The 24,774-nt window shown below is 38.4% G+C and carries 19 protein-coding genes and 5 tRNA genes; 2 read left to right on the top strand and 22 right to left on the bottom strand.

Going from position 1 to position 24,774, the window contains the following annotated elements; translation table 11 throughout:
• Nucleotides 1-319 precede the first annotated feature (319 nt).
• The 3 genes from nusG to DBO93_RS01020 all read right to left on the bottom strand — a co-directional run bounded on the left by nusG (nt 320) and on the right by DBO93_RS01020 (nt 1,476).
• Entirely contained in the window at nt 320-898 is a 579-nt protein-coding gene (gene nusG / locus DBO93_RS01030; protein ID WP_081151019.1) for a transcription termination/antitermination protein NusG, read from the bottom strand.
• A gap of 9 nt (nt 899-907) precedes the next feature.
• Nucleotides 908-1,291, bottom strand: a complete 384-nt coding sequence (gene secE, locus DBO93_RS01025) for a preprotein translocase subunit SecE (protein WP_108454668.1) — start codon at nt 1,289-1,291, stop codon at nt 908-910.
• Nucleotides 1,292-1,399: 108 nt separating this feature from the next.
• A tRNA-Trp gene (locus DBO93_RS01020) sits at nt 1,400-1,476 on the bottom strand.
• A gap of 266 nt (nt 1,477-1,742) precedes the next feature.
• On the opposite strand from DBO93_RS01020, the gene DBO93_RS01015 reads away from it, so the two are divergent.
• Nucleotides 1,743-2,705 carry a 2OG-Fe(II) oxygenase gene (locus DBO93_RS01015; protein WP_108454667.1) on the top strand — a complete coding sequence of 321 codons (963 nt, stop codon included), beginning with the start codon at nt 1,743-1,745 and terminating at the stop codon, nt 2,703-2,705.
• A gap of 157 nt (nt 2,706-2,862) precedes the next feature.
• Here the strand turns inward: DBO93_RS01015 and DBO93_RS01010 are convergent, their stop codons facing one another.
• From DBO93_RS01010 to argC, 18 genes are all read right to left on the bottom strand, one after another.
• Nucleotides 2,863-4,596, bottom strand: coding sequence for a potassium/proton antiporter (locus DBO93_RS01010; protein WP_108454666.1), 1,734 nt, complete (start codon nt 4,594-4,596; stop codon nt 2,863-2,865).
• Between the two features lie 766 nt (nt 4,597-5,362).
• Nucleotides 5,363-6,547, bottom strand: coding sequence for an elongation factor Tu (tuf, locus tag DBO93_RS01005; protein ID WP_108454665.1), 1,185 nt, complete (start codon nt 6,545-6,547; stop codon nt 5,363-5,365).
• A gap of 82 nt (nt 6,548-6,629) precedes the next feature.
• Nucleotides 6,630-6,705: transfer RNA gene (locus DBO93_RS01000), tRNA-Thr, on the bottom strand.
• 16 nt (nt 6,706-6,721) lie between these two features.
• Nucleotides 6,722-6,796 (bottom strand) — tRNA-Gly (locus tag DBO93_RS00995).
• Nucleotides 6,797-6,823: 27 nt separating this feature from the next.
• A tRNA-Tyr gene (locus DBO93_RS00990) sits at nt 6,824-6,908 on the bottom strand.
• A 35-nt stretch (nt 6,909-6,943) separates the two neighbouring features.
• A tRNA-Thr gene (locus tag DBO93_RS00985) sits at nt 6,944-7,019 on the bottom strand.
• A 110-nt stretch (nt 7,020-7,129) separates the two neighbouring features.
• On the bottom strand, nt 7,130-7,888 hold the full coding sequence (locus tag DBO93_RS00980) for a type III pantothenate kinase (RefSeq protein WP_108454664.1): 759 nt from the start codon (nt 7,886-7,888) through the stop codon (nt 7,130-7,132).
• On the bottom strand, nt 7,885-8,859 hold the full coding sequence (gene birA, locus DBO93_RS00975; RefSeq protein ID WP_108454663.1) for a bifunctional biotin--[acetyl-CoA-carboxylase] ligase/biotin operon repressor BirA: 975 nt from the start codon (nt 8,857-8,859) through the stop codon (nt 7,885-7,887). The genes DBO93_RS00980 and birA overlap by 4 nt, the downstream gene beginning before the upstream one ends.
• Complete coding sequence (murB, locus tag DBO93_RS00970) at nt 8,843-9,889, bottom strand: UDP-N-acetylmuramate dehydrogenase (RefSeq protein WP_108454662.1); 1,047 nt, start codon at nt 9,887-9,889, stop codon at nt 8,843-8,845. The genes birA and murB overlap by 17 nt, the downstream gene beginning before the upstream one ends.
• 104 nt (nt 9,890-9,993) lie before the next feature.
• On the bottom strand, nt 9,994-12,153 hold the full coding sequence (locus tag DBO93_RS00965) for a polysaccharide biosynthesis tyrosine autokinase (RefSeq protein ID WP_108454661.1): 2,160 nt from the start codon (nt 12,151-12,153) through the stop codon (nt 9,994-9,996).
• The gene (locus DBO93_RS00960; RefSeq protein WP_239059059.1) at nt 12,150-12,659 is read right to left on the bottom strand and encodes a polysaccharide biosynthesis/export family protein; all 510 of its coding nucleotides are present in this window, start codon (nt 12,657-12,659) and stop codon (nt 12,150-12,152) included. Before DBO93_RS00960 ends, DBO93_RS00965 begins: the two co-directional genes overlap by 4 nt.
• Nucleotides 12,660-12,839: 180 nt before the next feature.
• Complete coding sequence (locus tag DBO93_RS00955) at nt 12,840-14,003, bottom strand: outer membrane beta-barrel protein (RefSeq protein WP_108454659.1); 1,164 nt, start codon at nt 14,001-14,003, stop codon at nt 12,840-12,842.
• A gap of 221 nt (nt 14,004-14,224) precedes the next feature.
• Complete coding sequence (gene argA / locus DBO93_RS00950) at nt 14,225-15,532, bottom strand: amino-acid N-acetyltransferase (protein WP_108454658.1); 1,308 nt, start codon at nt 15,530-15,532, stop codon at nt 14,225-14,227.
• Nucleotides 15,533-15,579: 47 nt separating this feature from the next.
• Nucleotides 15,580-17,541: an argininosuccinate lyase gene (argH, locus tag DBO93_RS00945; RefSeq protein ID WP_108454657.1), complete on the bottom strand. Its 1,962-nt coding sequence runs from the start codon at nt 17,539-17,541 to the stop codon at nt 15,580-15,582.
• A gap of 21 nt (nt 17,542-17,562) precedes the next feature.
• On the bottom strand, nt 17,563-18,807 hold the full coding sequence (locus tag DBO93_RS00940) for an argininosuccinate synthase (RefSeq protein WP_108454656.1): 1,245 nt from the start codon (nt 18,805-18,807) through the stop codon (nt 17,563-17,565).
• 116 nt (nt 18,808-18,923) lie between these two features.
• Nucleotides 18,924-19,838: an ornithine carbamoyltransferase gene (locus tag DBO93_RS00935; protein WP_108454655.1), complete on the bottom strand. Its 915-nt coding sequence runs from the start codon at nt 19,836-19,838 to the stop codon at nt 18,924-18,926.
• A gap of 54 nt (nt 19,839-19,892) precedes the next feature.
• Nucleotides 19,893-20,684 carry an acetylglutamate kinase gene (argB, locus tag DBO93_RS00930; RefSeq protein ID WP_108454654.1) on the bottom strand — a complete coding sequence of 264 codons (792 nt, stop codon included), beginning with the start codon at nt 20,682-20,684 and terminating at the stop codon, nt 19,893-19,895.
• Nucleotides 20,681-21,721 (bottom strand): N-acetyl-gamma-glutamyl-phosphate reductase, encoded by a 1,041-nt coding sequence (gene argC / locus DBO93_RS00925; RefSeq protein ID WP_108454653.1) that lies wholly within the window; start codon nt 21,719-21,721, stop codon nt 20,681-20,683. The genes argB and argC overlap by 4 nt, the downstream gene beginning before the upstream one ends.
• Before the next feature lie 315 nt (nt 21,722-22,036).
• Here argC and argE point away from each other — a divergent pair, with 315 nt between their 5' ends.
• Entirely contained in the window at nt 22,037-23,197 is a 1,161-nt protein-coding gene (gene argE, locus DBO93_RS00920) for an acetylornithine deacetylase (RefSeq protein WP_108454652.1), read from the top strand.
• Between the two features lie 64 nt (nt 23,198-23,261).
• Here argE and DBO93_RS00915 read toward each other — a convergent pair whose 3' ends face one another.
• Nucleotides 23,262-24,716: a hypothetical protein gene (locus DBO93_RS00915; protein WP_108454651.1), complete on the bottom strand. Its 1,455-nt coding sequence runs from the start codon at nt 24,714-24,716 to the stop codon at nt 23,262-23,264.
• Nucleotides 24,717-24,774: the final 58 nt, after the last annotated feature.

The following is a 24,774-nucleotide window of genomic DNA, read 5'->3' as shown; positions in this document are numbered from 1 at the left end:
ATTTGTATAAAAAAAGAGCGAAAGCGATTAAACGAGTTGTAGGATGGTGCTCAAAGCGATAGCAGAGATAAAAAATTTCCCTAAGAAACGGGCAATCGATTACGTTTTAGTAACGATAAAAGAAGTCGATTTAAGGAAAGTTTAGAATGGAAATAATAGCGTTTGTCCAGGCTATGCTTATTTCACTTTTACTAAGCGGATACTTAATGAGTTAAATTGCTATTACATTTCAGTGAAACAACAAATAAAAACCTCGATATCAAATTTTTTCCATAAAAAAACCAGAGTAAAAACTCTGGTTTCTTAGAAGTAGCTAATATTAACCTTTTTCGACTTGACCAAATTCTAAGTCAACAGGTGTTGAGCGACCGAATATAAGTACTGATACTTTAATACGGTTTTTCTCGTAATCTAACTCTTCAACAACACCATTAAAGTCAGCAAATGGACCATCAATAACGCGTACCACTTCGCCTGGCTCAAACAATGTTTTAGGTTTAGGCTTATCAGTATCTTCAAGACGTTGTAGTATACGATCAGCTTCTTTTTGAGTAATAGCTGCAGGTCTTTCTTTAGTGCCGCCAATAAAGCCTAGTACACGAGGTACACTTTTAACTAAATGCCAAGATTCATCGTCTAATTCCATATGAACTAGTACATAACCAGGGAAGAATTTACGTGCGCTTTTACGCTTTTGTCCAGCACGCATTTCAATAACTTCTTCAGTTGGCACTAAAATTTCACCAAACTTTTCTTCTAAACCATGAATGCCAATATGCTCAAGCAATGTCTTTTGAACACGGCCTTCATAACCTGAAAACGCTTGTACTACATACCAGCGTAATTTAGGGTTATTGTTTTTTTCAGGCGTATCTGTAATTGTAATTTCTTCAGTCATAACGCTACCTTAACCTACTTTTAATCCAGTTATTAAACCTACTACCCAGAAAAGAACTGAATCTAAACCCCAAAGCAATAACGACATAATTAATGTTGCCACTAATACAATACCCGTTGTTTGAACTGCTTCTTGACGAGTTGGCCAAACTACTTTACGAACTTCAGTGCGAGACTCTTTAGCAAAGTCTACTGCATTACGACCTTTAACTGTTTGCATAGCAACAAGTCCAGCAATAACAATAGCAGCAACTACTGCTATAGCGCGAACAAGAACTGACTGCTCAGCAAAAATGTAATTACCGACAACTGCGCCAGCTAAAAGTAAAACAATTACGCCCCACTTTAAAAAATCAAACGAACCACTTGGTTCAGTTTCAGTACTTGCATTCATATATACTACCTGTAATTACATGCCTAATCTAAGACAAAGCACCTCGATATTATCGAGGTTAAAATCTAAAGCCCCTATTATTTAACTAATAAGCACTTTACTAAAAAATGGCAGGGGTAGAGAGATTCGAACTCCCAACCGTCGGTTTTGGAGACCGCTGTTCTACCAATTGGAACTATACCCCTTCAATTTGTACTTACACTTACCGAGTGATTCTTAGTTGTTTGGGAATTAAGAGTGACTCTAGAAGTGAGGCGCTATTATACTAATCAAAATATTTTACTCAAGGACTATTTTCCAGTTATCTCAATAACCCTCGAGTGAACGTACCATTAGTTACCATAAAACGTTGAAAGCACTATCAACATTGCATGATAAGCGCCTAATGCTTGATATTAACGCTGAGATTAGATATTTTGTTTTTCAAATTTTCAATAATAACTGATCCCCTATGCTTTTAGCGTTACTCGAAGATAAACACTTTGGAAAATTAGCCCCTAAAACAGTGTTTAAATTAGCCAATAGTAATGCTGAATTCTCTAACCTTTGGCTGGTTCACTCAATAAGAAGTAATTGCTCAATCAAGGAGTTATCTTTAGCTATTGCAGCAAGTATCCAATGGAATACACCTGCAATTAAGTCACTAGAGGCATTTATTGATGTTAAAACTGATATAGCCATTGAACTTGATGACGAATATAACGATGCTATTGCCTATTCAGAGCAAATGATTAACAACTTTTGTACTAAGAGGCAAAGAAGCGTACTCAGCCAACTGGTAGCTATGGCCGAATTAGTTTCGCCTCCTGAGCTTATCGGCACAAACAAAAGCACTTACAACATGCCTTTTAAAGCTGAACAACTCAACACTATTATATCGACTTGCGCGCCATTACTTAAAGATGTGTCTCTGTTTGGCGGTGAGGGTAAAAATAGCAAAAACGAAAAGATCAGAAATAACACGCATTATCCTACACCACTTCCAAACGACTCTGTAGCACTTGCTCTGCTTGAAAACTTACTCGCTAAAGCAGCTGGTCTTCCTATTTCATTTGCAGAGCCGCCTGTTGTTTTAAAATATCAACCTGAACAATACTATCAGTGGCACTACGATCATATTTACCCGCATACAGACTCAATTGCTCAACACATTTCACAATTTGGTCAAAGAGTTAAAACAGCAATATTCTATTTAAATGACGGTTTTACCGGAGGGGAGACTGAATTTAAAACGCCGTTAACATCAGTGCAACCTCAAATGAATAAGACCTTAATCTTTGACAATTGTGATAAAGACGAAAACAGAGATGTTTCCAGTATCCACAGAGGTAAAGCCGTTACTGCTGGTGAAAAATGGATTGTAACGCTCTGGTTTCGAAATAAACCTTTCTGGTTACGTGCGGGGCTTCTGTAAGTTTACAATACGCTACAGCAACACTTTATAAAATGCATGTTATGTAAACAAACAGGTTTACATAAATTCTGGCTAGCTGCGTTTTCTAATAATTTATTAGGGCTAGCCAATTTTTCACCACTGCGTTTTTCAAAGTATAAATTGAAAGAAAGTATAGTTACTTTATACCCGCTTTAACTTGCTTTTCATTAACCAAAATACCGACGGTAATAATGCGTTGATTCACCATTTCTCTTACATATAACTTAACATTTCCAAGTTCTAAGACAGTATTATCAGTTGGTTGCCCAATATGTTTAGTCTTTATGACTTGTTCTAAAGTCTCTTGGGGGTCTTCAGTAATATCAATCCCGTATGAATGAGTGATATCAATAACTTGCGTGGTGCCTTTAACCCTCAGCTCTTGTGCAGGTAAAATATTTTCTGCTTCAACTTTTTTTCCTGAAAAAACGCTATCAACAAATGCTCTCGTTGCTGGTTTAAGCACAATAAATAGCTGATCTTCAGCTTGTAAAAGCGTTGATCCTCGTGGTGTAATAATATTGTTACTACGAGAGATCATCGCCATAACAGTACTTTCAGGCAAAGCTAGTTGCGAAATACGGCTGCCTACAGCGCGAGATGAACTACCCAAAGTATATTCAACAATATCAGCATCAACATCACCTAACGCTGTTATTTCTAATGTTGCGGCAGGCGTTACCGGAGGAGGCAAGGTTAGTTTAAGCTTCCTTGCCATCCAAGCTAAACTTGAACCCTGTAGAGTAGCTGAAATGAGTACCACAAAAAATACTACATTAAAAATTAAAGCAGCACCTGGCAAACCAAATATTAAAGGAAATATTGCGAGTATAATCGGTACAGAGCCTCTTAAGCCTACCCAAGATACCAAGGTCATTTCACGAAGATTAAAACCGAAAAGAGCCAAAATAGGCATGACAGCAAGTGGTCTTGCAATAAAAATCAGTACAAAAGCAATAATTAGCCCTTCAAGCCACACGTCTAACAATGAAGTTGGAGTGATTAACAAACCGAGCACAACGAACATCGTTATTTGACTTAACCAAGCTAAGCCATCGTGAAACAAAAAAGTACTTCGTTGAAAAACAAACCGACTGTTGCCAATAACTACACCCGTGATAAAAACAGCTAAAAAACCACTACCACCAATGTTGGCGGTAATTCCAAATGAAAGTAAACCACATGCAGCAACTAATACCGGGTATAGTCCTGCAGCAACTAATTGAATACGGTTAATTAGTCGAACAGATATCCAACCCACAGCCAATCCAACAGCGATACCTAAGCCCATTTGTGATAGAAACATCACCAACAAACCCGTACCGGGTGTCATGTCATTCACTAAAATTTCGAGTAAACCTATCGTTAAAAATATCGCCATAGGATCGTTAGACGCACTTTCTATTTCTAGTGTCGCTTTTAACTTACCCGTTAAGTGAATGCCGGCATTACGTAATAATGAGAAAACAGCGGCGGCATCTGTTGACCCGACAATTGCGCCAAGTAACATACCGTGTAGTAAAGAAATACCTAAAATATAGGCGGCTGCGTAGCCGGTGATAGCGCCCGTAATAAGAACACCGAAAGTAGCAAGAGCAGATGCAGGCTTCCAAACAAGTTTAATAGCTTTAAACGGAGTTTGTAGACCGCCATCAAACAATATTAACGCTAGTGCTAGCGTGCCTAAGGAGTGAGCAGCCTCTGCGTTATCAAATAGAATTCCGCCAGGGCCATCTTCACCGGCTAGCATACCAACAATTAAAAAAAGTACTAAGACAGGTAAACCTAAACGCGCTGATAATTTACTTGAGATTATACCTAGTAAAATCAATACCGCGGCCAGTAATATGACTTGATCAATAAAAAACATCTATCACTCCATTGATAATAAAGGGGAAAGCAAAGCTTATAACTGCATTATATCTACTGTAATAGTTCTGTTTTACTTAAGAGCAACGAACTTTAACCAAAGTACAATGAAAAATAACTTATCAACTAACTATGACAATAATAATAAAAACCCCTGAAATGTTCATTACTATTGTTATAACGAACAGGAAATTCTCTTTTTTATTTTATCAAAATATAGCCATTTATAATGTATCATTTTGTCTCTTCTGAAGCGTCTATTTGACCCAAAAAGCTAGCTACCCCTACTTAAACCTCACTCTATGGCCTGATGGATATAACTATATTCCTTGTTACTATTGATAGCTCTTCCATAAACAAAAAAGACGCCGAAGCGTCTTTTTTAAGGTTTGGTGTCTAAAAATTATTAAGCAATACATCCGTTAAGGTAAAAGCGATACAACACCTGCACCAAAAACTCGACGCCAAGCTTCTTAGGATAAGCCCTGAAACTGGCTCTATTCAAAACAAAAAAGGATGCCGAAGCATCCTTTTTTTAAGTTCTAGTGTGGTCTAAAATTAAGCGATAATTTTAGATACAACACCAGCACCAACAGTACGACTCTCAGCTGCGCACCAGAGGTGCTTGCGAAAATCACTAAAAATAGTCCATTAGGACTATTTTATTAACGTATTTCCTCATCACGGATAAACCCATGAAGCTGCTCGTACTGAAAACAAAAAAGACGCCGAAGCGTCTTTTTTAAGGGTGTTTCTGAAATTAGCTATTAAGCAATAATTTTAGATACAACACCAGCACCAACAGTACGACCACCTTCACGGATTGCGAAGCGTAAACCTTCGTCCATCGCTACTGGGTTGATAAGCTCTACAACAAACTTCAAGTTGTCGCCTGGCATTACCATTTCAACACCTTCAGGAAGCTCTACAGCACCTGTGATATCCGTTGTACGGAAGTAAAACTGTGGACGGTATCCTTTGAAGAATGGCGTATGACGACCACCTTCATCTTTCGATAACACGTATACTTCTGATTCGAATTTAGTGTGAGGTAAAATTGAACCAGGTTGACATAAAACTTGACCACGTTCTACATCTTCACGCTTAAGACCACGTAAAAGAACACCACAGTTCTCGCCCGCACGACCTTCGTCAAGAAGTTTACGGAACATTTCAACACCAGTACATGTTGAAGTTTGAGTATCACGGATACCAACAACTTCTACTGAATCGCCAACTTTAACGATACCGCGTTCAACACGACCCGTTACAACTGTACCACGACCTGAAATTGAGAATACATCTTCGATAGGCATGATGAATGCACCGTCGATTGCACGCTCTGGCTCTGGAATGTAAGTATCAAGTGCATCAGCAAGTTCGATTACTTTAGCTTCCCATTTCTCTTCGCCTTGAAGAGCACCAAGTGCTGAACCTTGAATTACTGGTAAATCATCACCTGGGAATTCATATTCAGAAAGAAGTTCACGAACTTCCATTTCTACTAGCTCAAGTAACTCTTCGTCATCTACCATGTCACATTTGTTCATGAATACGATGATGAAAGGTACACCAACTTGACGTGATAACAAGATGTGCTCACGTGTTTGTGGCATAGGACCATCTGTAGCAGCAACTACTAAGATAGCGCCATCCATTTGTGCTGCACCTGTGATCATGTTTTTGATGTAATCAGCATGGCCAGGACAATCTACGTGGGCGTAGTGACGGATTGCAGTATCGTACTCGATGTGAGAAGTATTAATTGTAATACCACGCTCACGCTCTTCAGGAGCATTATCGATTTGTGCGAAGTCTTTAACTTCACCACCGTGTACTTTAGTTAATACCGCAGAGATAGCGGCTGTTAGTGTTGTTTTACCGTGATCGACGTGACCAATAGTACCAACGTTAACGTGCGGTTTATTACGTTCAAATTTTGCTTTAGCCATCTTAAAATACCTCTGGGTACATTAAATAAATTAATTTATTGTGTTAAACATTGATTAATCTATAGAAGGTCTAAAGAAGAAGTGGTGCTGATAGGCAGATTCGAACTGCCGACCTCACCCTTACCAAGGGTGCGCTCTACCAACTGAGCCATATCAGCATTTCTCTATAAAGACTGGAGCGGGTGGCGGGAATCGAACCCGCTTCATCAGCTTGGAAGGCTGAGGTAATAGCCAGTATACGACACCCGCTAATCTATCAGATTATCTCTGTTAAAATGGTGGAGGGAGGTGGATTCGAACCACCGAAGGCTGAGCCGTCAGATTTACAGTCTGATCCCTTTGGCCACTCGGGAACCCCTCCAAATTTTATTTTTCACATTACAAGTAATGTATTAATGGTGCCGACTGCCGGAGTCGAACTGGCGACCTACTGATTACAAGTCAGTTGCTCTACCAACTGAGCTAAGTCGGCACTACATTAAGTGGTGCGAATTCTAGAGTAATGTTTTCTAGCTTGCAACACCAAAATGCAAAAAAAAGCATGTTTTTATGCGTTTGATGGTTTTTTGCACACAATGACATTTAATTGTTGATTGTATCTCGTCGTTCAGTGGCCTTAAAACAGCTTAAGCCATGAAATATTAGCTTTGGCTCAAGCTGACAAGTCTCTGGAATAAGGTTAGCAATTTCTTGAGCATTGCCGCCAGTGATTAACACTTTGTTCAGTACAAGCAAGTTGTTTGCTTGGGTAATCGCTTCTTTGATAGCGCCAATAGTCATAGCCCAACTGCCATGATTTAAGCAACTTGAGCTGTCGGTACCAAATTCAAGGCTTGCGCTAGCACTTGGTGAGGCAACAATTTTATTAGTTCGAGACAACAAGCTACTAAATAGCACCTCTACGCCAGGCATTATCCAACCACCATGATGCTGACCATTAACATCTAAAATATCCACTGTTGTTGCTGTACCGGCATCAATAATTAGTATGTTTTGTTGTGGGTAAAGCTGCTTGGCTCCTATTAAAGCTAGCCAACGGTCAACACCTAAGCGTTCTGCTTGATGATAAGAAGACGTAACACCAAAAGCTTGTGCACTGCTGTGAACTTGTAAGCAGGCAATATTTTTTTCTGTAGCCCAGCATTCAATTGATTCAAGTACTTCCTGTCCATGCACGTTAGCCACAATAATTTCAGTGACTTGTGAAAACTCACCTTGCGATAATTGGTTTTGAAAAGTCTGATAATCTACATATATAACATCAGAGAATACCGAAGAGGTTTTAGTGCCTTGCAGCACATATTTTACCTGCGTGTTACCAACATCAACTAATAGTCTCATATACCAGCCCTTAAACTTACTTCACCGCCATAAACAGGACTAACTTGGCCGTTTATTTCTAGCATTAATGCGCCTTGTGCGTTAATGCCGCGACAAATACCCCGGGTAACTTTTTCTCCCGTGATTAATGAAACTGGTTTATTGTAATAAAAATCTTGTGATTGCCATTGCGCAACCATGGTATTTATACCTGTTTCGCTGTGTACTTTAAGGCGTGTAAGCAATGCTGAAATAATACTGGCCGCCAAAACATTACGATCTATATCTACACCAAGCGCCGTCGATAAATCAATCCAAGGTTGGTCAACTAAGGCTGCACTCTTTTCTGGCATTTTAATATTTAAACCAATACCAATAACACAATGACAAGGCTCCATTGCTTGACCTTCAAGATCAATTAAAATTCCCGCAAGTTTGACACCATTAAAATAAATGTCATTTGGCCATTTCAGTTCAACATCAACACTATACAAAGATTTTATAGCATCACTCACGGCAAGTGCAGCGACAACGCTTAAGCCCATTGCAGCCGACATACCTTGCTCTAAATGCCAATACATCGATAAATAAATATGCGAACCAAAAGGAGAAATCCACTGCCGCCCTCTTCGCCCTCGCCCTGCACTTTGGTGCTCAGCGATACACACTTGCCCAGGAATATTTTGATTAGGTAAGCGTCGCATTAAGTAACTATTAGTAGAATCAATTAAGTTATGTACTTCTACTTTTGCTTGCGTTTTTTGCTCAATAAGTAATTGCGTAATACGGCTTTCATCGAGAAGTTCAATTGGGCTTGCTAAACGATAACCTTTACCGGTAACACTAAATATATCGAAGCCTATTTCTTGCAAAGCACTAATATGCTTTGAAATGGCAGCTCGGCTAACACCTAACTCCTCACCTAAAGCTTGGCCTGATAAAAACTCACCTTTGACCAACCTCTTTATTAATTGCTCACGTATGGCTTTCATTTTCACTTCCTGTATTGGCATTGCGCAATTCACCGTTAGCACCAATAAACCGAACTTCTGGCACTAATTGGATGTTAAATTTAGCCATAACTTGTTCCTGAATATAAACCGACAGAGCTACAATTTGTTCGCCCTGTTCACTTTCATAATTGATAATAACTAAGGCTTGGTTTTCATGCACGCCAACACCGTGTTGACGAAAGCCTTTAAGACCTGTTTGTTCAATTAACCATCCCGCTGCTAGCTTTATGTCACCATTAGATTGTCGATAATGCGGCATAGTAGAATACTGATGATGCAGTTTATTAAACAAAGCTTCTTTCACTATAGGATTTTTAAAGAAACTGCCCGCGTTAGGCAAGTCTTTAGGATCAGGTAATTTGGCTTGGCGAAGCTGAATGACCTTTGCCATTATAGCTTCAGGTGTAACAGGTGAGGCAATATCGCTCAAACCTTGATAGCTATTTACTGCTTGCCAAGCTTTTGGAAAAACGAAATTAACATGGGTAATAATACCCGAACCATTTAACGCTTGCTTAAAAATACTGTCACGATAACCAAATTGACATTGCGCGTTAGTAAAGTTTATTTGTTTTTGTTGAGCAAAATCGAACCATGAAACAGACTCGATGAAATCGCACACTTCGATGCCATAAGCACCTATGTTTTGCACAGGTGCAGCACCAACACTTCCAGGGATTAAGGCTAAATTTTCTAAACCGAATATGCCATGTTTAATACAAAACAGCACAAAATCATGCCAATTTTCTGCACACGCAACTTTAACTTTAAAATATTCATCGCTTTCGTTGACTTCAATGCCCATAAGACTGGGTTTAATGATAATAGGAGCACTTGTTTGGCAAAATAAAGAGTTGGTACCTTCACCGAGAATATAAGATGACGTCGCTTTTGCTACTGGTATTTCAGCCAACTCTTTTAACGTCGATGGAAAAAATATCTCTGGCGTAACAACAGGCACATTAAAGCTATTGAAAGATTTTAAGGAGAAGTTTGTACGTATTTTCATAACAGTGACTATTAAAAATTTGCCCTATTGTACGCAAAAATAGCCAAGGCATAAACTGCTTTGATCGCAATTGAATTAAGTAAGTAAATGATAATAAGTTTGAGTTAACCGCGTTTTCTGGCCGCGAGCTTAATGATATTGTCACGCTCGGTATAATATTTATTCTGATATTTATCAGTATCAATATTTTCACTGTGGTTAACCACCACACCTTCAATTGGTGCATTCACTTGTTTTAGCATTCTAAGACCTGACGAAATTTGTTCTCGTTTAGTTTTGTTACCGTGCACAATATAAATAACACTATCCACTAATTTTGAGATAATAACGGCGTCACTCACTGCATGAACAGGTGGAGTTTCAATAATAATACGATCATAAAAGTTGCCAAATACTTTAATCAACATATTAAAACGTTTCATTGAGAGAAAGGCTAACGGATTAGCGGGGGTTACACCTGAGGTTAAAATATCTAATTTGACGTTTTTATCACGAATAATACATTCATTAATTTGATGCGTTTTAGCTAACAAATTAGATAATCCTGGGCGATGTTCGTTCAAATTCATATTTTTAGCAATGGTTGGGTGTCGCATATCGGCTTCTATAAGTAACACTTTTTCCATTTCACTGAACGAACGAGCAAGATGCAACGCAACAGTCGATTTACCTTCATTAGGCACTGAAGAAGTTACTGCTATAATTTTCGGCGGCTTCTTTTCATTATTAAATAACAAAGCAGTGCGTAATGTTCTTATCGCTTCAGTAAATCTATTATCAGTAGTGTAAGCATCTTCCTTTTTTTGATGAGCTCTCACCTTGATTTTTGGTAAAACAGCGAGAATAGGTGCGTCATTAAAATTATCCAATTTTCGGCGCGAATTCAATGTATCCATTAACAATTCACGCATGATAATAATCAACGAAATCACAGCTAGCGAGAGTATAAATGTGAAAGCTATCACCATTATTTTATTAGGTGCAGACTGGCTTTTTGGTACGGTTGCTTTATCTATAAACCGAACATAAAAATTCGATTTATAGTTACCCATAGCATCAGCTTCTTTTAAGCGTACTAAATAGTTATTGTAAAGCTCTTTGTTGGTATCCACTTCACGCGTTAACTGCGAAAATTTATTTTGCAAACGACTTAAGCGTAAGTAGTCTTTTTTAGCGATATCTAAGCGCTGTTTTGTACCATTAACCTTCTCTATTGCACTATAATATTCTTTCTCCATTGAGATAACAATATCGTAAACTTGCTGTGTAATACGGTTTTGTAAGGACATTAATTCGGCATTAACGGCAATTTGTTTCGGATGCTTAGGGCCATATCGTTTCGATAACTCGAACATTTTACGTTCAACTTTCTCTTCTTCTCGACGTAATTGCATTAACGTTGCATGACTACTTATTTCATGTAGCTCACTGAGCTTTGCAATATCTCCTGAGTATTTTTGAATCTCTTGATGTGAAATAGCAAGATCATCGGCTAATTTCGCCGCCTTCAAGGTTTCCGATGTTAACTCTGTCAGTTGAGAGCCTACCAAGCCCACCACACCATGAATATCGACAATACCTTCAGCTTCTCGATATGCTTGCAAAGACAACTCTGACAGTTGCAGTTTTTTGCCTAACTCTTCAAGTTGGTCAACCAGCCACTGAGAAGTGGTTTCTTTTGATGCACTATGAATTTCGTCTTGATATTGCAGATACGTAACACCCACTTGATTCGCTATTTCTTGTGATAATTGTGCAGAAAAAGATACATAAGATATTTTAACTAACTCAGTACCCGCAATTGGTACTATGGATAAATTTTGTTGAAATTTTCGAACAACATCACTGACTGTCGCTTGAGATTTTCGTTGCCCCACGTTAGTAAGAAAAACAAGTTTATCGTTATATTTCCCGCTATTGAATTCTGCGTGTTTAACTAGATTAAGTTGATAAATAACACGCTCGGCAAACTTTCGAGAACGTAATAACTCAAATTGTGTTTGAATTTGCTCTTTACTGGCATTTGATTCATTAAAGGCATCATTAATCGATAAGGTATTCGCAGGTTTGTTAGTACCAATTTGTAGAATTGCAGTCGCACTATATGAAGGTTTAAGTAACGATACATAAACTGCAGCTAAAAGTGTCAAGATCAAAGTAAAAAATATAATTTTCCATCGACGCGACCAAAGTGGCGTTAAAATTTCTTTTAAAGCCACTTCTTCATTAATGGATATTAAATTTTTATTTTCTATTGTTTTCAAAAAAAGCTTTGCTCAATTTCTATTATATCGTCTGGTAAAATCGCGCTAGAGACATTCGCGTCAATTACCAATTTTTTACCATCGACTAATCTTGTAATATTCCAAGATGACTTCGACGCTCTAGCTGCTAGACCACCAGCGATAGCTATCGCTTTATCTAGGGTTAAATCCTCTTGAAAAGGATAACCTCCCGGGCGCTTAACTTGCCCATGAATAAAAAAAGGTCGATACATTGCAATAGACACACTTACTTGTGGGTCAATGAGATAATCACCACGTAAGCCGTTTGCAATTTTATTCTCTAATTCTTTTGGCGATAACCCCGCCACCTTAATATCAGATAAAAATGGAAAAGAAATAACACCAGATTTATTAATTTTAATGTTGGTGGTTAAATCTTTTTCGCCATAAACCGTGATCTGAACTTGATCGCCAGCACCTAATGTATAATCACTACCTGTTGCATGGGCAAGAAAAAACAACAAGCCAAAGATTAAAATTCGCATATCTTTCATCCGATTATGTTAAAAATTTAACATCAAGTTAAAGCTCTCTACTGACTCTTAAATGTTAGTAACATTATTACTGCCACTTAGTATCTGTTCACACGCTTAAGCAATTAAAATTTATCTATTATTGCATTTACTGCTTAACTGCTATTTTTGCCAGATACAAATATTCGTGACTTACAAATCAAGTTTTAGGCTAATACCTAGTTTGTTATACGCAAAGTCGATATTGCCATAATTTGCATCGAGTGTTTTATAGTCATAAGACAATTGAAAACTTAAACGATCGTTGTACGCGTAATCTAATTCCAGCGTAGTAAATAAATAGTCTTCATCTTTACTTCCCAGTGGCGATATAAATTCATCGTTATTAATACCGACAGCAAAAAAGACAGATAAATGCTCTGTAAAGTCATGCATAACATCAATTTGATATGTTTGTGCTAAACGATAACTGCTGATTAACCGATAGGTTTCATCAAATTTTCGATTTGATACAATATGCAGGGTAGTAAAATCAGATGGACGCCATGTGTAGTCAACTCGCCACTTGAACGCACTATCATCGCTTAAGCGATTATCTTCGAAAGTTAAGTTCTGATAACCAACAAGAAAGTTAAGTTCGCTGATCACCGTGGTGTACCATTTAACACCAATGAGTCCCGCTATGCTGTCTCGACTAATGAGAGGATCATTCGGGTAGTCGATAATTTTGTAATCAAGATCAAAGGCTAAATACGTTTTCCCCGATAATAAATAATCAAAACTCGATTTTATGTGCAGTATTTCTGTATCTAATCTGTTGGTGTCAGCACGTCGAGTAGTAAATTCACTTTCTTGATAGTTAAGGCCGAAGTTTACTCTGCCTTGAGATTCAAATGTGCCGTACTCATAGCCAATACTTGCACCTAAAATTTCTTGTTCATCACCTTTTGATAAGGCTTCAGCTTGGCCTAAAGATAAACCTGTACCGCGATAAATGTAATTGTTTAACCAAAGTGCAGAAACATGTAGCCGTTGATTTTGACTAAACTTGAATTGATATTTAGGAATGATAGTGAAATTGGTATGGTTGTCATCCTCGAACTTATCGAAAAGATGCGTGGCAATATTAGCATCGAAGTTAAATGCCGATTGTTGGCTTTTTGAAGTTAAAGATACATCAGAGCTTAGCGAATAAAAACGAGTACCTGGTTCGTTATTAGATAAATATAAAAAATTATCTATATAACCCGCTTCAGGAACTACGCTAAACGCTAGTGTATTGTCAGATTCTGCCAATACTAACGTGCTAAATGTGCAATAAGTTGCACATACAGCTAAGAATCGAGAAAAACTCATATCTCAAATTTGCCTATTTTTTATTATTATTATACGGATAAGTACGTTAATCCGGTTGGCAGTTTAGCCATTTATATTACCTAGTATGCACAAAAACAAATTCTATTGAAATGATTTGTTATAATTTGTAACCGATATTAAGTATAGCGTTGGTAAATGTTAGAGGCACAAAAAAAGCAACCTTGCTGGTTGCTTTTTATATCTATGGTAAGCTTCAATAATTAAATGGCTTTAGTAAATGCCTTAGACTTACGTTGAATGTTATACATCTTTTGCTTACCTTCTGGAAGGTTTTCAATGGCTTGCTCACTATAACCTTGTTCAATAAACCAATGAGCACTAACCGTAGTTAAGACGAAAATAGAATTGAGGCTTTGCCTTTTAGCTGCTTCTTCAAGCGCTTGAATTAGCCTAATACCTCGATTACCACCTCTATAATCAGGGTGAATGACTAAACAGGCAATTTCGCCTGTTTTAGCCTCCGGGTAAGGGTAAAGTGCTGCACAAGCGATAATAACGTCTTCTTTTTTAATCACGGTAAAGCGATCAATTTCAATTTCAAGTAACTCACGAGAACGCTTTACAAGTACACCTTCTTCTTCGAGAGGGGCAATTAATTCTAAAATACCACCAACATCATCAATATTGGCAGCCGACAGTTGCTCTTGATAATCTTTAGCTATTAGGGTGCCTGCACCATCACGCGTGAACAGCTCTTGTAATAAAGCACTATCGCTGGTGTAGCTGACACTATGACAACGCTCAACACCTTGTTTACCACACTGGATAATGGCTTTTAACAGTAATTGTTGTACATGATCTTTTTGATCGGCAAGCAGTTGACTAACCGTCGCAATACCACAACTTCGGATTAACGCGCCTTTTTTATCGATTAAACCATCTTGTTCGGTTAAGGTGATTAACTTATCTGCTTTTAAGGCAATTGCAGCCTGTGCTGCAACATCTTCTAACGCTAAATTAAACACTTCGCCTGTTGACGAATAACCTACTGGCGATAGCAATACTATTGAACCAAAATTCAATTGTGTATTAATGCCCTCAGCATCAATTCTGCGTACTAAACCACTATGTTTAAAATCAATACCGTCACGAACACCAATGGGCTTAGCAATAACAAAGTTACCCGTGCTAACCCGTATTTGTGCACCATGCATCGGCGAATTAACTAAGCCCATAGTTAGCAGGGCTTCAATATGAATACGCAGTGAACCGGTAGCGTCTTTAACAGCGAGTAAAGTCTCTGCATCGGTAATTCGAATGTTGTTTTCTATGTGCTGTGGCAGTGCGCGAGCGGTTAACCGCTCTTCTATTTGCACGCGCGCACCATGCACTAAAACTAACTTCACACCTAAACTTCTTAGTAAAGCAATATCATGAATAATATTAGCAAAATTAGCATGTTGCACTGCTTCTCCGCCAAACATTAACACAAAGGTTTTACCGCGATGGGCGTTAATATAGGGCGCAGCACTTCTAAACCACTTTACATTTTCTTCATTACTATTCATGACATTTGTTCACTAATATCGATCACTTACTACCAATGCTAAAACGACTATGCTTCTTCTGCACAGCGATTAACAATATATTCCATCGCCACTTCATCTGCAGGGTCTTTATGCGGACTTTGCTCACTGTCTTCAATAATATTGTCAGCTAATGAGTTTTTATCAATTAAGTTAAAGCCTAATTGCTCAAAATATTGTGGAATATAAGTCAGCACTATAATTTTTTGTAGTTGAATTTGATGAGCAAATTCTAATAAATATTGCACTAGCGCTTGCCCTTGGCCTTGACCATGAGCACTTTTATCAATAACGACCGAGCGAATTTCAGCTAGTCCCGTTTGATAAATATAAAGTGATGCACAACCCACAACAACACCGTCAACTTCTGCGACAACAAAATTTTGTACGTCATGAATAATATTGTCGCGACTGCGCGGTAATATTTCTCCAAGATCTGCCCAGTAATCAACTAACGCCGAAATACTATCAATGTCTGACATTCTTGCTCTTCGAACCGACATAGCGGCTGCTCGTTGCGCATTCAAACGTTGTTTAACTTGTTTTAAGGTCATGTTGATTTGCGTTTTACTGGGTGCCCCTAAAACTTGTGTGTTTAGAGTATCTTGATTATCAGATAAAAGATTACCCGACTGCACTTCTGCTAAGGCTTTTTCAACTTGTTGACGAGAAGTACCACCTATTGCACCACGTTTATCTAAACACGACTCAATGGATAAATGTTGGTAAACATCTTGCTCTATTCTGTCACTAAATTTTTGTAATTGCGCAATCGAGAAGTCTTCTAGTGCATGACCAGCATCGATTGCCGCCAATACCACTTCACCAACAATATGATGTGCTTCGCGAAATGGAATATCTTTACTTACAAGATAGTCTGCAAGCTCGGTTGAGTTTGCATAACCTTGTTGAGCAGCAGCTAATGTACGGGCACGATTTACCGTTAAACCTTCTGCAACTAAAACAGCCATTTGCATACATTCTTGCCACGTATCAAGCGCGTCAAATAAACCTTCTTTGTCTTCTTGCATGTCTTTATTGTAGGCAAGCGGTAAGGCTTTCATTGTCATCATCATACCGGTAAGAGAGCCCATTACTCGGCCTGCTTTACCACGCAGTAATTCACAAGCATCTGGATTTTTCTTTTGCGGCATTAATGATGAGCCAGAGCTAACCAAATCGCTCATTTCAACAAAACCGGCTTCGCCTGAATTGTAAAACACTAAATCTTCTGCAAAACGTGACAAGTGCATCATGCTGATACTGGCAGTTGATAATAACTCAATGACATGATCACGGTCTGAAACTGCATCTAAACTATTCAGCGTTGCGCTTCTAAAACCAAGGTTATGGGCCAGTTTTTCACGATCAATCGGGTAAGCTGTACCCGCTAAGGCGCCTGAGCCTAATGGCGAAGTGTCTGCACGATATAAAGCATCTTTTAAACGTCCTATATCACGGTTAAACATTTCAACATAAGCCAAACACCAATGACCAAAGGTAATCGGTTGAGCACGTTGTAAATGGGTATAGCCTGGCAGTACCGTATTACGTTCGCGTTCAGCAAGATCTAGCATAGCTTGTTGTAAGTTCACTAATGCATAAAGTAAATCACTACCAGTTTCCTTGCACCAAAGTTTTAAATCAGTGGCAACTTGGTCATTACGGCTGCGGCCGGTATGCAATTTCTTGCCTAAATCACCCGTTTTTTCAATCAGGTTAATTTCTACCCAGCTGTGTATGTCTTCAGCATCGGAAGCTAAAATTTGCTTCGGATTTTCTTCTACTGATGCTTTTAACTCTAGCAGCGCTGCTTTCAATTCTTGAAATTCTGCTTGGCTTAGCACATCAACCGTAGTTAATGCTTCTGCCCAAGCAATTGATCCAACAATGTCTTGCACTGCCATACGATAATCAACAGGTAAAGAGTCATTAAACTTTTTAAACTGTACACTCGCTTGCTCTTTAAACCGTCCGCCCCATAATGCCATGGCTAAATTCCTCTACCTTTTTTATTTCTTTTCAGTTAATACTGAGTCTGCTTGTTTTAGTGCGGTTATTCTACTTGATAAACTGAACAAACGAATAAAACCTTCTGCATGTTTTTGGTCGTAAACATCGTCAGCACCGAAAGTAGCAAACTCTTCTGAATATAAACTGTTTGGTGAACGACGTTGAGTGACTTGCGCCATGCCTTTATAAAGTTTTACTACTACATCACCAGTAACTTTTTCAGCAAAAGATGCTGCTGAAGCAAGTTGCGCTTTAGCAAGTGGCGTAAACCAACGACCGTCATAAATTACGTGTGAAAACTCATGACCAACCGATTCACGATATTTAAGTGATTCTTTGTCTAGAATAAGTGATTCTAAACCTTTATAGGCTGCCATTAATACGGTGCCACCTGGAGTTTCGTAACAACCACGTGACTTCATACCTACTAAACGGTTTTCAACAATATCAATACGGCCAACACCATGAGCGGCGGCTTTTTCATTTAAATACATTAATGACTGATACGCTGACATAGGTTTACCATCAACGGCAACTAACTCACCTGCTTCAAAACTTAACATGACTTTGCCAGCTTCATTAGGTGCATCCATTGGATCAACTGTCATGGTCCATACTTCTTTTGAAGGCTCACACCAAGGGTCTTCTAGCTCACCACCTTCATGCGATATATGCCACGCATTTGCGTCACGGCTATAAATCTTTGTTAAAGAGGCAGCACAAGGAATATTACGTTCAGCTAAATAATCTAATAAGTCTTCACGTGAAACCATGTCCCACTCACGCCATGGCGCAATAACTGTTAACTGTGGAGCTAAAGCAGCAAAACAAGCTTCGAAACGTACTTGGTCATTACCTTTACCAGTACAACCGTGACAAACGGCATCAGCACCAACTTTTAAGGCAATTTCAATATGAGCTTTGGCAATCACTGGACGTGCCATTGAAGTACCTAACAAATACTGTCCTTCATAAACCGCACCAGTTTTGATGATAGGGTAAATATAATCTTTAACATATTCTTCTTTTAGGTCAACTACATAACATTCTGATGCACCTGAAGCTATCGCTTTTTCTTTAATGCCAACAAGCTCTTCTTCGCCTTGTCCAACATCAGCACAAAATGCGACAACTTCACAACCATCATAATTCTCTTTTAACCAAGGAATAATTGCTGATGTATCTAAACCGCCAGAATAGGCCAATACGACTTTTTTAATGTTTTTCTTTGCTGCTAATGCCATGATTTTTTTCCTTTACAATTTTTTATCATCAGTCTAGCTAACTCTATGGAATTGGCTAGGCTAAAAAGTATTTTTAAAATTAAATATGATTTATTTGTTTAATAACAACTGCGTGATTAGTCCGCTAATAATGTAACTAACACGGCATTTTGTGCCCACATACGATTCTCTGCGGATTGAAAAGCCACTGACATTTCGCTGTCGAATAACTCGGTGGTAATTTCTTCTTCAAGGTGAGCCGGCTGACAATGCATAACTATACTTGCCCCTGCTGTAGCCATTAATTCATGGTTAACTTGATATGGCTTAAAGGTTGCTAAAATATCAGCGACGTTGGTGTTACTGCCCATAGATATCCAAGTATCAGTATAAATAGCATCTTGTTGACCTAACGCTGAAATATCGTGGCTAAAAAATAATTTACTGCCTGATATTTCGCTAAATTTCACTGCCTTATTAAGCATGGTTTCATCTGGACCATGACCTTGTGGACAAACTAACGTGAAATCAACACCGATAATAGCCGCCATAATCATTAATGAATTTGACACATTATTGGCATCACCAACATAGGCGAGCTTGATGGTGGTTAAATCAGAAAAGTTTTCTGCAAGGGTGACAAAATCAGCTAATGCTTGGCATGGGTGATATACATCACACAAAGCATTAATCACTGGTACGCTACCATGTGCAGCCAATTGCTCAATAGAACTGTTACTAAATACGCGAGCAACAATAGCGTCGGCATAACACGATAGGTTTTTAGCGTAGTCGCTAACCCTTTCACGATCACCTAACTTACCATTTTGTTGGCCTAAGTAAAGTGCATGCCCACCTAATTTATTGATACCGATATCAAAACTGACATGTGTTCTTAAAGACGGCTTCTCAAATATCATTGCAACCGACTTGCCCGCTAAAGCCTGATTGTATTTTTTAGGCTGCTGTTTAATATCACGTGCTAAGGCAATTAAATCGAGTATTTGTTGTTTATTTAGCTGATCATCAGCTAAGAAATGTTCTAAGTTCATTAAAATTATATCCTGTACGAAAACGAGTTCACGACGTGTTTTGGTTATTTATGTTTAACTAACACTTGGCTGTATTCGGGTACCTACGTTGGCACCATTGAGTAAATCGATAATTTGCTCAGGCGATTGCCAACTAGCAACCGCGATACTTCGTCGTAACTTATTTGCCGCTTGCAACGCTGCATTTACTTTTGCGGTCATGCCTCCAGCAATAACACCACTACTAATCAGCGCTTCTGCTTGCTCACGATTAAGTGAACTTAAATATTCTCCTGTAGCACCTTTAACACCATTAACATCAGTGAGTAATAGCAGCTCAGCATTGAGTAGCTGACATATCGCAACGGCGGCATCATCAGCATTTACATTCACGAGCTCACCATTTTCTAAAGCACCAATTGACGAAACAATAGGTAAAAAGTTAGCTTTTAACAGTGTATCCAGTAATGCGCTACTAAAAGGCTTAGGTACGCCTACTTGCCCTAACTCTAAAGGGCTTAAGTCACATTGAACCATTTTGCCATCAGTAAGAGATAAGCCAACTGCAGCTAGCTTCAAGCTAGCTGCAGTTGCAACGATAGCTTTATTAACACTTCCCGCAAGGGCACCACTAATAATTGGCATTTGCGCTTTTGGTGTCACACGTAAACCGTGCTTTTTCTCGGTTGTAAATCCTGCTTGGGCAAGCATTTCATCTACAACGCAACCGCCGCCGTGTACTATCACGACAGGCTGATCTTTTAAACTAGCAATAACTGACAATAATGCTGTCAAAGCGAAAGTGTTACCTTGGTTGTAGCCATCTAAAATAGCCCCACCAATTTTTATCACGACGGGTTTTTTCATAAACTTTTCCCTGGCATCAATAAGCTATATTCACTCGGTAGACCTAAGCTAATATTAGCGCATTGTATTGCTTGTGATGCTGCACCTTTTAATAAGTTATCAATAGCGCAACTTACAACAACAACATGCTTAGCTTCATCGACTTGCCAATGCACATCGGCAAATGGGGTATGAGCGACATTGTCTATTTTAGGCCACGTATTAACTATTCTTACTAACGGAGTGTTTTGATATGCTTGTGTATAGGCTTCGTCAACTTGCTGACTAGTTACATCAGATTTTAACTGTAATGTTACCGTCACTAATAAACCACGCTTATAAGGCGCTAAGTGCGGATTAAAAATCACCTCAGCATTGGCTTCTTGACTAATTTCAGGTTGGTGTCTGTGTTGTAAAATATTATAAGGCGTTAAACTCACTTCACAAAAACTTGTTGCTAAAGACGCTTTACGCCCGGCACCCGTTACCCCACTAATGCCATTAACGACAATAAGTGAATTTTCTTGATGAAGTGCATTACTGGTAATGGGTTTTAACGACAACAAACTAGCGGTTGGATAACAACCTGGCACAGCAATAAGCATACTAGCTGCAATTTCATCGGCTTGCCATTCAGCTAAACCGTACTGAGCTTGTTCAAGTGCTTTTAACGATTGGTGTTCAAAACCATAATGGATAGGATAATGTGTCGCATCTTTTAAGCGAAACCCGCCAGACAGATCAAAAACTTTAATACCTTGATCAATAAAGGCTTGTGCCCATTGCGCACTAAATTCATGAGGAGTAGCAAAAAATACGGCATCTATACCATGCGCAGGCGAACTAATATGTTGATCAAACCATTGCTGCGAAAAAGAATGCAGGGGTAAAGCACATATCCCCTGCCAGCGAGCATGTAATTCCGCAAAAGTTTTACCACTAGAAGTACTATTTTCAGACACTAACAAATGTTGAATTGATATTTTATTGTGCTGCGTTAGCAACCCAATTAATTCAGCACCTACATAACCACTTGCACCTATAACTACAACGTTCATTTACTTACCATTTAGCTTATGATTAGAAATTACAACGGCTGTGTTATTAATACGATACGTTTGCAATTCTATTCAACTTTGACCGATTACTTTCTAGCTATTATTAATAAACTCAATAAACTAACTAAAAAGCCATGACTTCCAAGACCTAATATATGACTCTATCGTCGTCGCATAGTTGAATACATTACATACATTTTCATAGTGTGGTTAAATTAGGCTATTTACATTGTGGTGCTAAAGTATCATCATATAACTAGTTATGCAACTAAATCGCATAACTACCCATGAAATAATTTTAGGTTACTATATATAATGAAAAGTACGCAATTAAAACTACCCAACTTTACTCAAGCCATTAGTCAACTAATAGCGCAACCCAGCATTAGTTCATCGCAGGCAAGCTGGGATCAAAGTAATGAAAGTGTCATAAACCTACTAGCCGCTTGGTTCGAAACTCTTGGTTTTGACATTACTATTCAACCAGTACCTGGTACGAAAGGTAAATTTAATATGCTAGCTAAATTAGGCACGGGTGATGGCGGCTTATTACTTGCTGGCCACAGTGACACAGTACCTTTTGATGAAAATCGCTGGTTATCTGACCCACTTAAAGTTACCGATAGCGATAATAAACTCTTTGGCCTGGGTAGCTGCGACATGAAAGGCTTCTTTGCATTTATCTTGCAGGTTTGCCAACAAATAGACCTGAAATTATTAAAGAAGCCATTATATATTTTAGCTACTGCTGACGAAGAAACCACGATGGCAGGCGCACGATTTTTTGCTGGTAGCGGTATTATAAAGCCTGATGTTGCTATTATAGGTGAGCCAACCAATTTAGTGCCGGTAGTTATGCATAAAGGGCATATGTCTCATAAAATTAGCATTAAAGGGCAAGCTGGTCACTCCAGCAAGCCTGCAAGTGGTGTTAATGCTATTGAGATAATGCATCAAGTCATTAGTGAGTTATTTAAGCTCAGAGAAAAACTTGACCTGAGTTATCAAAATGAAGCTTTTGATGTTCAAACACCAACGATGAACTTAGGCGCAATTCATGGTGGCGATAATGCTAATAGGATTTGTGGCCATTGTGAGCTCGATATTGATATGCGCTCTTTACCTGGTATGAAAGACGAAGAGTTGGTTTCTTGGTTATCAACGGCATTAGCGCCCATAGCAGAAAAATACCCTGGACGCTTAACCATCAACGAACTAGATCCAAGCTCGCCAAGCTTTGAACAAACAGTAGAAAGTGATTTAGTGCTAACGGCTGAGAAGCTTTCTGGCCATAGTTGTTGTGCCGTTAACTACGCAACAGAAGCACCTTTTATTCAACAGTTAGGCTGTCAGACTATTGTTATGGGGCCAGGTTCAATTGACCAAGCTCATCAACCTAATGAATATTTAGCACATAGTGAAATTACAAAAACAGAGCTATTACTGACAAAAATCATCCACCATTATTGCTTTTAATTTTTGTTTTTATCCTCTGTTTTAACCAAAAAGTGTAAGCAAGATTATTGTTAATCTTGCTTACCTAACTGTAATTCATACGATTCCAAAGTTTTTGATTAATTTTTTGTGTGAAAAATTCTTCAGGCTGCCAGCAACGTGGAAGTAAATCGAGTTTTTTACGTTCAAGATAATTGGATGATAGTAACTCTAAAATTTCGTTCAGCCTTTCTTTGTTGATGCTTGAAAACTCTTTCGCTGTTTCGACAAAATAAAGATTATTAGTTTTTTTAACAACCAAGTCATGACCATGGCCAATAAATGCCAACTGCCGAGTGGCTATTCTACATATCGGTTCATTAGGTTTCTCTGGGTATAGCTGGGTTACAATGGCATATTCGTAGCGAACGTTTTGATCGCTATCCTTGGGGATATAAATAACACCAAACCCTTGTGGGAAATCGCCAGTAATTTTATATAAGCTGTCTACAACACCACGGCAACAATTACCACGCTCTGCATTTTGGTATAAAGCTTGGTATACCTTAGGCAGTAATTTGTAGTTGTAATTATCTTTAGTTGATAAAACAATGGCGGTATATATTTGGGGGATTTTTAATATATTTCCCACCCCTAGCTTTGGCTGTATACTTCCTTTAAGTAACTGTTTAACAAAACGCAATTTATTAGTTTCGACTTTATTAAAAGTATTTCTTTCTTCTTTTGAGTTACCTAAATACATTACTACGCCGATACCATTAACAAGATACTTCATCGTTTCGCGATAATTTATTTGTAATAGGGCTTTGCGTTCTTCAACGTTTAATGCACGAAATACACTTTTTTTACCATCACTGCCTTGCATAATCATCTGTGCATCAGGATGGTAATTACCAATATCTTGCAGAATAGCAGCCATTAGCATGGGTATTTTTACATGATCGACAAACTCAAGATAAGCGGTTTCGTTCTCATTACGAAGATCTTGATAGTCATATTCAGATATTTTAGCTAGCTCTTGGGTTAAATAGGCACCTGACGAAAGGGTTTTCAAACAGATTTGATCAAGTAACCTTAAAGTAAGCACTCCACGATATAAAGGCTTACTGCGCTCATTTACGCTGGCAACTTTACTGCCTTCTGTTGGTGATAACAGTTGAATGGTTCCTAGAAGCTCTGCAGATTTTTTGTTAGTGTCTGCACGAGTTTCGCCTTCACATAATTCGATTATATCTCGACACACTAACTGTAGCTGTTGCGCCCGCTCATTACTTTGCTGTCGTAATACTTGTAGATAATCTCGTTGTTCACGTTTCAGGTTAGTCAGTTTATTTTTACTTTTATCACTGCCCACACTGACTAGCCTAGTAATCTCATTATTGAGTTTATCGAGCTTACGTTGTGATAATGCTTCTAGTTCAAAATAACTAATAGCTCTTTCCAAGACAGAGTCTTTTAAAGGGCTACGGCCATAAATTTTACTTAATAAAATTTTCACCTTGGCTGTAAAATTAGTATCACCTGTTAAATATTTCGACATGAATTCCGTTCAATAAAAATAATACCTATTGGTATAATGCTAATACGGTACAACCTTA

It is taken from the genome of Colwellia sp. Arc7-D (assembly GCF_003061515.1).
Classification (GTDB): domain Bacteria; phylum Pseudomonadota; class Gammaproteobacteria; order Enterobacterales; family Alteromonadaceae; genus Cognaticolwellia.
Note: the sequence above shows the minus strand (reverse complement) of the source record. Positions and strands in the feature narration are given on the sequence as shown.

Excerpts from the sequence above, each read along its gene's own strand:
- nusG (WP_081151019.1), bottom strand. The coding sequence starts at position 898 with ATGACTGAAGAAATTACAATTACAGATACGCCTGAAAAAAACAATAAC.
- secE (WP_108454668.1), bottom strand. The coding sequence starts at position 1,291 with ATGAATGCAAGTACTGAAACTGAACCAAGTGGTTCGTTTGATTTTTTA.
- DBO93_RS01015 (WP_108454667.1), top strand. The coding sequence starts at position 1,743 with ATGCTTTTAGCGTTACTCGAAGATAAACACTTTGGAAAATTAGCCCCT.
- DBO93_RS01010 (WP_108454666.1), bottom strand. The coding sequence starts at position 4,596 with ATGTTTTTTATTGATCAAGTCATATTACTGGCCGCGGTATTGATTTTA.
- tuf (WP_108454665.1), bottom strand. The coding sequence starts at position 6,547 with ATGGCTAAAGCAAAATTTGAACGTAATAAACCGCACGTTAACGTTGGT.
- DBO93_RS00980 (WP_108454664.1), bottom strand. The coding sequence starts at position 7,888 with ATGAGACTATTAGTTGATGTTGGTAACACGCAGGTAAAATATGTGCTG.
- birA (WP_108454663.1), bottom strand. The coding sequence starts at position 8,859 with ATGAAAGCCATACGTGAGCAATTAATAAAGAGGTTGGTCAAAGGTGAG.
- murB (WP_108454662.1), bottom strand. The coding sequence starts at position 9,889 with ATGAAAATACGTACAAACTTCTCCTTAAAATCTTTCAATAGCTTTAAT.
- DBO93_RS00960 (WP_239059059.1), bottom strand. The coding sequence starts at position 12,659 with ATGCGAATTTTAATCTTTGGCTTGTTGTTTTTTCTTGCCCATGCAACA.
- DBO93_RS00955 (WP_108454659.1), bottom strand. The coding sequence starts at position 14,003 with ATGAGTTTTTCTCGATTCTTAGCTGTATGTGCAACTTATTGCACATTT.
- argA (WP_108454658.1), bottom strand. The coding sequence starts at position 15,532 with ATGAATAGTAATGAAGAAAATGTAAAGTGGTTTAGAAGTGCTGCGCCC.
- argH (WP_108454657.1), bottom strand. The coding sequence starts at position 17,541 with ATGGCATTATGGGGCGGACGGTTTAAAGAGCAAGCGAGTGTACAGTTT.
- DBO93_RS00940 (WP_108454656.1), bottom strand. The coding sequence starts at position 18,807 with ATGGCATTAGCAGCAAAGAAAAACATTAAAAAAGTCGTATTGGCCTAT.
- DBO93_RS00935 (WP_108454655.1), bottom strand. The coding sequence starts at position 19,838 with ATGAACTTAGAACATTTCTTAGCTGATGATCAGCTAAATAAACAACAA.
- argB (WP_108454654.1), bottom strand. The coding sequence starts at position 20,684 with ATGAAAAAACCCGTCGTGATAAAAATTGGTGGGGCTATTTTAGATGGC.
- argC (WP_108454653.1), bottom strand. The coding sequence starts at position 21,721 with ATGAACGTTGTAGTTATAGGTGCAAGTGGTTATGTAGGTGCTGAATTA.
- argE (WP_108454652.1), top strand. The coding sequence starts at position 22,037 with ATGAAAAGTACGCAATTAAAACTACCCAACTTTACTCAAGCCATTAGT.
- DBO93_RS00915 (WP_108454651.1), bottom strand. The coding sequence starts at position 24,716 with ATGTCGAAATATTTAACAGGTGATACTAATTTTACAGCCAAGGTGAAA.